Origin of the sequence: Pseudoalteromonas sp. Isolate6, from assembly GCF_022398435.1 — a bacterium.
GTDB classification, from domain to species: domain Bacteria; phylum Pseudomonadota; class Gammaproteobacteria; order Enterobacterales; family Alteromonadaceae; genus Pseudoalteromonas; species Pseudoalteromonas galatheae.
Genome location: NZ_JAKEVK010000006.1, coordinates 47834 through 57315, shown reverse-complemented (window position 1 = coordinate 57315; position 9482 = coordinate 47834). Strand labels below are relative to the sequence as shown.

Below are 9482 nucleotides of genomic sequence, written 5' to 3'. Positions count from 1 at the left end.
ATATTTTTACTTTCTCTACTTAAGCGCCCGGCTAATCATGCCAAAGTGGCGGCCGATTTAATCAATGGGTACATCCTTACTTTGGATGAGCCACACTACCAAGGGATAGCTCATTATTTATTTAATGATCTATTTGATGTCGATGATTATTCGCCTCACTTACAGCAAAATATTATTACCTATCTGACTCCGATGATTTCAAATTGGACAAGCGCACAAAAATCTCTCGCTATTCATTACTTTTTTGACCTAGATGACACAACCAAAACGGCAAAATTACTTAAACGGTCTAAAGGAGCGCACCAAATAGGGTCTCTATTAGTAATAAATAACCCCACCACGAATTCTGAGGTCCTAAATACACTGTTACACAACAACAATACTGCAACCTATCAATTGCCTACAGGTGGTGAATCTCAATTTGACGATTTCAATCTCAAATTACTCGTCATTAATGAATTGATGTATGTCCAAGAAACATTAACACCTAAGTTTATATTAAGAGATTTTGTCCAAGAATATGACCATCGAGAAATATCTCTTTCCCGAGTTTATGACATTATCCCTGAAGCAGCTAACTATATGAAAGGGATATATATTCCGCCAACACTTTTAGAAACAATTACGGAATTAACCTATGACGGCGCAAACGAGATATACGAGCACCTTATCCCATATTGGGATTGGGATGGTGAAGACGATGTCTTTGAGGTTAATTCATTGACCGATCTCGATAAACTAATTCACCTTAATAAATTACGGGGAATTGACTGGGCACTTACAGATGACGTTTGTGACTACCTCACAAAGCGGTGTATTGAAGTGGAAGATATATGGTGACAACTCGATTAGATAAAAGGCGTTGACCGCCTTCTATCATTCGCTTTTTAATTCATGATCAATGTGGAGGCATACAAATTTCATTACGACCCGAATAACAATTATCTCCTGTCATACAGCCTAAATAAATTGCAGTATCACAACCAAAAGAACAGTTACCCCATGTATCAACCTGCCCACCTGCAACCAAAGGTGTTGCCTGTTGCCCTTTAAACTCTGCCTGTTGAGACAAATTTTTTATTTTTTTCTTATTAAGTGTTATTTTCATTTTTCTATCCTTAAATAAAGTTGAGAACAATTTCTCACCTTCAAACTACCACCTGAAGTACATATTTAAAACAAAAAACACACTTAGTCACAAACAAAATTAACAATAACACCTAAATAGCTGCTTTTTAGCTACAATCATAGCCACCATACGCACAAACGGCTTTTTATTAAACGGCACAAAAAAAGGCGTACTCCCTGTACGCCTTGCTTGCTTAACATTATTCTTGGTATCAAATCATCAGATTAAATCGCCGTATGGATTCGTTGGACAAAGCTGTATGCTTTGCTCGAACCCAGGAATGGCTAACTCTTGCTGGCTTAAATTCAATTCAGACTCGTCAATCATGCCATTGCCAAAACGATAAATGAGCTCGTATTGGCCATAATCGGCCGCTTGCTGATATGCAACTTGTCTTTGTGTTGTAATGGCAAGTTGTTGCTCGTAACTTGCAAACTCAGCTTGGCTATAACGCTTGCTTAGTAGCTGCTTCGTAAACTTCGGAGAAAATACCGTTGCCGTTGCATTGTTACCACCAAAGCCCTTGGAGTTTATAAAGGCGATATCCATTGGCTCGCACTCATAGTGCTCGGTACGAATATCTAAATGCTCGGCGTGAACATCTTCTGCTACTGCATTGATTGTAGTGATCCCTGGCATAATATTGTATTCGAACACCCCAAGTGCCATCGCAAGCTGATCGCCAGACGCCGGCGCGATGGTATGACCAACATAGGCTTTTGGCGCCGCCACTTTCCAACCATTAATCGCAAAGGTTTCTGCAATTCTGTGGTAGATAAACGACTCTGTAACCCGGTTTTGTGGTGTACTTGAACCATGTGCCAAAATAAAGCTGCGTTTTGTTAATGCCTCAGTACCTGCGATTTGCTGAGCTAGCGCGACCGATTTTGCCATGGTAATGTAGTTGCCAGGTCCAGGTGCCGTAATCGACTTTTTCACGCCGTCTGCATTGACATATACGTCGGCCACAGAGCCCATGATCTGCGCGCCAAGCTCGAGTGCCAAGGCGTCATCCATCAAAATCGCCACTTGTGCGCCTTCGCCAATGGTAAAACCACAGTTTTCACCAAACGGACGGCTGGTTTTGCGATAATCTACATGCTCAGTGTTATCTAGTTTGCGCAAGCCTTCTTCGTTTGCAAGTGCGCCCATATTGCCAAAGCCTTCGATGATCTCTGGTGTAATAGCACATTCAACACTGGCTACAATCGCCACTCGAGTACAGCCAGCCTGAATATCATTCACTGCAGCGCGAAGGTTATATAGAAACGTAGCGCAGGCACCTGATGTCGTAAACGTAGTGCCAACGCTTCCGGTCACATAGGCGTTGATAAAGTCGGTGGACATAGTGTTTAAGCCTAGTGCTAACTGTTTGGTGCTTACTCTGTCGCCACGTAAACGACTACGCACTAAACCACCTAAGCCTTCATCATTCATTTGCCCTACAACCGAGGCTGAGTAAGTTCCGATCTGATCTGGGCGCACACTATTCATCACTTTATCCCACTCAAGACCCGTTGAGCGGATAGCGTCGGTGGCAGCAAAAATGGTCGCCTGTAATCCACGAGGCTGGTAGCGACTGTTATACATCAAAGATGGCTCAAAACCGGTTGGTAATTGGCCCGCAGCCTTGATGGGGTTATCTCTGTGACTATCATGCTTAACTTCAATCTGGTCCGCAATCGTTACTTCAACCGTTTTTGGATCAAGCTCAATCACTTGCCAAGCTGCAGGAACAGGCTCTGGTAAGTCACGTTTACGACAATTAAATACTATCTTGCTGTCATCATTTGCTTTCATTGTGAGCTTTTGCTGCCAAGGAGTCGCATCTACATCAAAATGGTTTTTTTCGATTTTACGGATCAACGTTCCCGCTAAGATCTGCTCACCAAAACGCAACTCAACCTCCCCCTCTTGAACGACTTGGTCGTTTTGGTCAATCAGGTGGCCATCTTCATAACGCACTAAGTTCATTAAACTCGCAAGGCCCAAATAAGTCTCTTGTCGGTCTTTAGCATTAAGTTTATCAAGTACAATACGTTTGTAGCCTTGATGGAAAGAGGTGCGCCCCGCGGCGTTAATCCCCCCCATTCCTACAATAATTGGCAATGCTGTCATGTCGTTCCTACTTCTGAACTAAGATAATGACTTGATTTTAATTGCATTCTAATTTAAGTTTTTACAAAATACGCCACATATAAATCATTTTTCGCCAAATCAAAGAGGTCGGAGCAGATGAAATCTTGTACAAAGGTCGCCATTGTGCTTTACAAGCATATGCTCGTTACCAGTGTCACCCTACCGCTAGAAATGCTCAAAGCCGGACAAGCCTTTGCTAAAGTGCATCTAAAAGAGGCTTATGTTCCTTTAGAAGTTATACTTTGCAGCAGCCAAGGCGAAGCAGTCAACGCCGATAATTACATGACACTTGAAGCACAAAGTGACTTTAGCTCATTGCCTTTGTATGACTACATTATTGTGCCAAGCATATGGCGAAATCCACGACCAATTGTAAGACAAAACCAAGCGCTGAGTGAGTCACTTGCGGATGCATGGGGGGCAGGAAGCACATTGATAGGTGTTGGCACGGGTGTTTGCTTTTTAGCAAATTCAGGCCTGATTGACGGGCATTCAGCAACGACCCATTGGCATTTTGCTAAACAGTTTTCCCATCTATATCCCAATGTTGAATTAAAACCGGATTACTTTATCACTCAATCAGAGCGGATCTACACTGTAGCCAGCTTAAATGCACTGGCCGATGTGATTGTTCATATAATTGAATTACTTTACGGAATAGATGCAGCTCACCATGTTCAACAAAACTTTTCCCATGAAATTCGTAAACCTTACGAAGAACAGCGCTACTTAGAAGGTGCTGTAGACCGTCATGCCGACGAGCAAATTGCTGCAATTCAATTTTGGCTTAAAAATAATGCCGCATCAGAAATCTCTTTACCCGCGGTCGCGGCGCAATTTGATTTGAGTTATCGCACCTTTAACCGCCGCTTTAAACAAGCGACAGGACAAACTGCCGTTGCCTACTTACAACAGGTGCGTATTGAAATGTCCAAAGAGCTGCTCGCGAGCAGTAACCTCTCCATTCAAGATATTGCCCTCGCTTCTGGATTTAATTCACAAGGGCAATTAAGCAGAGTGTTTAGGCAATTAATGGGAAAATCACCAAGCACATATCGGGCAATAGTAAGAAAGAAATTGTTCTCGTAAACAGGCCCTAGGTTAAACCACTCTACAGTATTTGCATCACAGTTAACGTTTGCTGCTGGCCATTGAAGAAAAACGAAATATCTTCGTCTACCGCTAACCCTTTTAGGCGCTTGCCAAGGGGCGCATCAAACGTTAACACCAACACTGGTGTTTCTTTATATTGGATTTTTAGCCCGCCTTCGCAAGGCGCAAAATAGAACCAATGACAATCGCCCTGCTCGTCTTCAATTTCAACTAGTGCATTATGTGTAATTGTATTGCCCACAGCTAGAGTCAATTGATTTAATATCGTTTGTTTTGCCAAATGCATGGCATCAACGCGTTCACTTTGTCCTTCGGCTAAATAGCCATACTCGATACTCAACGAGTCGTATTGCGTTTCGGCTGCACTTTGTTCATGGGTAGCGTCAGCACGTGCACTGTTTGCCGCTTCAGTGGCTTCAATCAGCTTTTGTTCAAGTGCAAATTTGAGATATTCGATAAAAACAGATTTATTCATTGGTAGTTTACAGCTATTGGGTGACTGGTAGTAACAGACAGGCCGTTAACGGTTAGCGCTAAACGTAAAATCCAACGCATAGATTTATCCGTGCATACACCGACCATGGTTTTTGCTATCAGTGTATTTTTGTCAAAGAAAACCGGGATTCTCCCCATATTCATATTTTCTCCCTCAAGCCAAGCGGAAACGACCTCTACTTTAGTCGCACTTTTTAGCCCAATGGTAAACTCTGTTTCAGGTTGAACCAGCTCTGAGCCTAGATAAATCTGCACTTGTGGAGTCAAATCACAGGGCGCTGAAAAATTACAGACATTTCTTGTTACTGAACTTTCACTTTTTTCTGAACTTTCATGTATAATGATAGTCGGGTCTGAACAGGCCACGAGGAAAACACCTAGCAACCCGATTGTTAATTGCTTTGCAATCATGAGGGATTTACCGTCACTTCTGAATCCTGCGCAGTGTACGCAAGTTTCAGGGCAAATGCTAGGTTGCTTAAGAAGCGAGCAAAAAGCGCGTGAAAACTTGATTGATGTCATAATTTTAGGCGTTTTAGGTATCTTTTCATAAGCAAAAAAATTATTATTTCCTCGCAAAAATAAAGGTTTCTCGGGCTGGTTAGGTTTTCACTCTTCTTTTGAGTTAAAACATGACGGGCTTGAAGAAATATAACTAGGGCCTGTAATTCAGGTAATTCATTTCTAATCGCAATAAATTGCAGCGGAATCCAGAAAATGAGCCAAACAGTAGCATCACAAACTGAGTACAATTATAAAGTTGTACGCCAATTCGCTATCATGACAGTGATTTGGGGCATTGTTGGCATGGGTGTAGGTGTATTTATCGCAGCGCAACTTGCGTGGCCTGCGTTAAACTTCGACATTCCATGGTTAACTTACTCTAGACTTCGTCCGTTACACACGAACGCAGTAATCTTTGCATTTGGTACAAGTGCACTATTTGCAACCTCTTACTATGTTGTTCAGCGCACATGTCAAACGCGCCTGTTCTCTGACAAACTTGCCACATTCACCTTCTGGGGTTGGCAAGCCATTATCGTAGCAGCGGCTATCACGCTTCCTCTAGGCATGACTTCTTCAAAAGAGTACGCTGAACTAGAGTGGCCGATTGATATCGCAATTGCGGTAGTATGGGTTACTTATGCTGTCGTATTCTTTGGTACTCTTATCAAGCGTAAAGTGTCACACATCTATGTAGCAAACTGGTTCTACGCTGGTTTCATTATCACTGTTGCAGTACTTCACATTGTAAACAGTATGGCTATCCCTGTATCACTTACTAAATCTTATTCAATCTACGCAGGTGCAGTAGATGCGATGGTTCAGTGGTGGTATGGCCACAACGCAGTAGGTTTCCTACTTACAGCAGGTTTCCTTGGTATGATGTACTACTTCGTACCTAAGCAAGCTGGTCGTCCGGTTTACTCTTACCGTCTATCGGTTGTTCACTTCTGGGCACTTGTTTCTCTATATATTTGGGCAGGTCCTCACCACCTTCACTACACAGCATTACCTGACTGGACACAGTCTCTAGGTATGGTGATGTCAGTTATCCTATTCGTTCCTTCTTGGGGCGGTATGATCAACGGTATCATGACGCTGTCTGGCGCTTGGCATAAATTACGTACTGACCCAGTACTTCGTTTCCTAGTTGTGTCACTATCGTTTTACGGTATGTCTACGTTTGAAGGCCCGATGATGGCTATCAAATCTGTAAATGCCCTTTCACACTATACAGACTGGACTGTAGGTCACGTTCACTCTGGTGCACTAGGCTGGGTTGCGATGATTTCTATCGGTGCAATTTATCACCTAATCCCTGCCCTATTTGGTCACGGTAATATGTACAGCATCAAGCTAGTTAACACACATTTCTGGCTACACACAGTAGGTGTTGTACTTTATATCGTTGCAATGTGGATCTCTGGTGTAATGCAAGGTCTGATGTGGCGTGCAGTAAACGCTGACGGTACATTAATGTACAGCTTTGTTCAGTCACTAGAAGCTTCTAAGCCTTTCTATATCATGCGATTCCTAGGCGGTGTGTTCATCGTAGTCGGTATGCTGGTAATGGCTTACAACGTGTTCCGTACGGTTACTGCAAAAAGTGGTCAACTTACCACTGATGCAAACCCGCAAGTGGCTTAAGGGGTATTGAGTATGAGCAACAACAACTCAACAAACAAACACGAAATCGTTGAAAAGAACGTTGGCCTGATGGCTATCTTAACGGTATTCGCGATTAGCTTCGGTGCACTAGTTGAAATTACTCCACTAATGTTCCAAAAAGATACCACTCAACCAGTAGAAGGCTTGCGCCCACTAACTGCACTTGAAATGGAAGGCCGCGACATTTATGTCCGTGAGGGTTGTTACAACTGTCACTCACAAATGGTTCGTCCATTCCGTGATGAAGTTGAACGCTATGGCCACTACTCTGTAGCGGGTGAATCAGTATGGGATCACCCATTCCAGTGGGGTTCTAAGCGTACGGGTCCTGATTTGGCACGTGTTGGTCAGCGTTATTCTGACGACTGGCACTACGCACACTTAATGGATCCTCGCTCTGTGGTACCTGAGTCAAACATGCCAGGCTATCCTTGGCTTGATAGCACGAAAGTAGATACCACTTATACTCTGAAAAAATTACAAGTGTTCCGTGATGCATTTGGTATTGATAAGTCGTCAGACCGCTACAATGGCAAAGGCTACGGTGATGATGCTGAGCTACAAGCGCAAGTGGATGAAATCCATGCAATGAACGATGGCGAAGGTGCAACAGAAATGCAAGCACTTATCGCTTACTTACAGCAACTTGGCACACATTTGAAGTAATTGTTATGGATTACGGCACATACAGAGGCATTTTAACTCTGGTAATTTTGGTACTGTTTTTAGTGATTGTTGTGTGGGCATATAGCAAGCGGTCTAAGCGCCGTTTCGACGACGCTGCTAATGCCATTTTTGAAGACGAGAAAAAACACAACAACACTATCTCTAACGAGGAAAAGGAGTCTGAAAAATGACTAGCTTTTGGAGTATTTGGGTTATTGTACTAACCCTAGCATGTCTAGCTCTGATTTTCGGCCTGCTGATTTGGAACCTGAAAAACTATGTGGGTGTCAAAGAAGGCGAAAGCTGTGGTCACGAGTTCGACGGAATTGAGGAACTAAACAATCCACTACCTAAGTGGTGGACTTACATGTTCTTCGCAACGTTTGTTTGGTCAGTATACTATCTGGCTGCTTATCCAGGTCTTGGTAACTTCGCTGGTTTCTTAAACTGGACGAGCTCTAACCAAGGTATTACTACCTTAGCTGAGTCTAAAAATGCGATAGCTGAAGCACATGAAAGTGGTCAGTGGGTACAGCTTGATAAAGAAGTTGAAGCAGCTGAAGCTCGTTTTGGTCCTATCTTCCAAGAGTTTGCAAAGCAGGATGTACTAACGCTTGCAAAAAATGAAGAAGCACTTGAAATCGGTCAGCGTTTATTCTCGCAAAACTGTGCACAATGCCACGGCTCAGATGCTCGTGGTGGTGCTGGCTTCCCTAACCTAACTGACAAAGACTGGTTATATGGTGGCACACCTGACAAGATCAAAGAAACACTACTTAAAGGTCGTGTTGCTGCGATGCCACCTTGGCAAGATGCGCTTGGTGATCAAGGTATTAAAGAGATGACCGCCTATGTGCTAAGCCTTTCCGGCCGTACGGTTAACCAGAAAGACGCTGATGCAGGTAAAGCTAAATTTGCAATGTGTGCCGCATGTCACGGTATGGATGGCAAAGGCTCTGTTGCACATAATCTGCCATTTGGTGCACCAAACTTAACCGACAATATCTGGCTATATGGTGGTTCTCAACGTGCAGTTGAAGACACACTTCGCCACGGCCGTGCAGGTGTAATGCCAGCGTGGAAAGATATCTTAGGTGAAGATAAAGTACATCTTCTAACAGCTTATGTTTATAGCCTATCACAAGACCAATAAGCTTAGCTTTTAGTATATTATTTGAGATCAAAAAAGCCTCCATTTGGAGGCTTTTTTTTAGGTATTTACTGTAACTTACGGTAGAATATGGGCAAGTTTTATAGCCATGTGAGCAACTATGAACCCTACCCCTTGGTATAAGAATTTTTGGCCTTGGTTTTTAATTTTCTTCCCACTCGTTACTGTTGTTGCCTGTATTTTCCTCATCACATTTGCAGTCGGTAATGGTCCTGATATGGTCGTTGATGACTACTACAAAAAAGGTAAAGCAATCAATCTCGAGCTGAGTAAATTTGATAAAGCAAAGGCACTCTATTTACATGGTGATCTGAAAGTAGCTGAGCAGAAAGTCACCTTTAAATTTACAAAAGGTGATGCTTCTAAAGTACATGCTTTAAAACTCTCCTTTTACCACCGCACCATAGAGAAATACGACTTTTCTGTCACTCTAACCAAAAACGCCAGTGGCGAATTTACGGGTTTATTTGATGAGCCACATAGCGGGGCATTTACCGTATTTATTGAACCTATGGATAGTAGTTGGAAAATGAAAGAGAAAATTCAACTGCCACATGATGGTATTATCGCGGTCACTCCACAGTATAAGTAAGCTGC

General features: G+C 42.9%; 11 protein-coding genes. 7 read left to right on the top strand and 4 right to left on the bottom strand.

Translation table 11 applies throughout. The features are described 5' to 3' along the window. Window positions 1-840 (top strand): hypothetical protein (locus L1D50_RS01775; protein WP_239965386.1); only part of this gene is annotated, 840 nt, incomplete at its 5' end. A gap of 58 nt (window positions 841-898) precedes the next feature. On the opposite strand, the gene L1D50_RS01770 is transcribed toward L1D50_RS01775, so the two are convergent. Then, window positions 899-1108, bottom strand: coding sequence for a hypothetical protein (locus L1D50_RS01770; RefSeq protein WP_128726346.1), 210 nt, complete (start codon window positions 1106-1108; stop codon window positions 899-901). Between the two features lie 240 nt (window positions 1109-1348). Next, the gene (locus tag L1D50_RS01765) at window positions 1349-3247 is read right to left on the bottom strand and encodes a beta-ketoacyl synthase (protein ID WP_128726345.1); all 1899 of its coding nucleotides are present in this window, start codon (window positions 3245-3247) and stop codon (window positions 1349-1351) included. 117 nt (window positions 3248-3364) lie between these two features. Between L1D50_RS01765 and L1D50_RS01760 the strand changes: the two genes are divergently transcribed. Further along, window positions 3365-4357 carry a helix-turn-helix domain-containing protein gene (locus L1D50_RS01760; protein WP_239965385.1) on the top strand — a complete coding sequence of 331 codons (993 nt, stop codon included), beginning with the start codon at window positions 3365-3367 and terminating at the stop codon, window positions 4355-4357. A 22-nt stretch (window positions 4358-4379) separates the two neighbouring features. On the opposite strand, the gene L1D50_RS01755 is transcribed toward L1D50_RS01760, so the two are convergent. Further along, complete coding sequence (locus L1D50_RS01755) at window positions 4380-4856, bottom strand: transcription elongation factor GreAB (protein ID WP_128726343.1); 477 nt, start codon at window positions 4854-4856, stop codon at window positions 4380-4382. Further along, window positions 4853-5287, bottom strand: coding sequence for a hypothetical protein (locus L1D50_RS01750; protein WP_239965384.1), 435 nt, complete (start codon window positions 5285-5287; stop codon window positions 4853-4855). Before L1D50_RS01750 ends, L1D50_RS01755 begins: the two co-directional genes overlap by 4 nt. Before the next feature lie 306 nt (window positions 5288-5593). Here L1D50_RS01750 and ccoN point away from each other — a divergent pair, with 306 nt between their 5' ends. The 5 genes from ccoN (at window position 5594) to L1D50_RS01725 (ending at window position 9477) form a co-directional block, all read left to right on the top strand. Continuing rightward, a complete protein-coding gene (ccoN, locus tag L1D50_RS01745; protein ID WP_128726341.1) occupies window positions 5594-7027 on the top strand; it encodes a cytochrome-c oxidase, cbb3-type subunit I in 1434 nt (477 codons plus the stop codon). Between the two features lie 12 nt (window positions 7028-7039). After that, window positions 7040-7714 (top strand): cytochrome-c oxidase, cbb3-type subunit II, encoded by a 675-nt coding sequence (gene ccoO / locus L1D50_RS01740; protein ID WP_128726340.1) that lies wholly within the window; start codon window positions 7040-7042, stop codon window positions 7712-7714. 5 nt (window positions 7715-7719) lie between these two features. Then, window positions 7720-7905, top strand: a complete 186-nt coding sequence (locus L1D50_RS01735) for a cbb3-type cytochrome c oxidase subunit 3 (protein WP_099028747.1) — start codon at window positions 7720-7722, stop codon at window positions 7903-7905. Beyond that, complete coding sequence (gene ccoP, locus L1D50_RS01730) at window positions 7902-8867, top strand: cytochrome-c oxidase, cbb3-type subunit III (RefSeq protein ID WP_239965383.1); 966 nt, start codon at window positions 7902-7904, stop codon at window positions 8865-8867. Before L1D50_RS01735 ends, ccoP begins: the two co-directional genes overlap by 4 nt. 118 nt (window positions 8868-8985) lie before the next feature. Next, a complete protein-coding gene (locus L1D50_RS01725) occupies window positions 8986-9477 on the top strand; it encodes a FixH family protein (protein WP_128726338.1) in 492 nt (163 codons plus the stop codon). The last annotated feature ends 5 nt before the right edge of the window (window positions 9478-9482 follow it).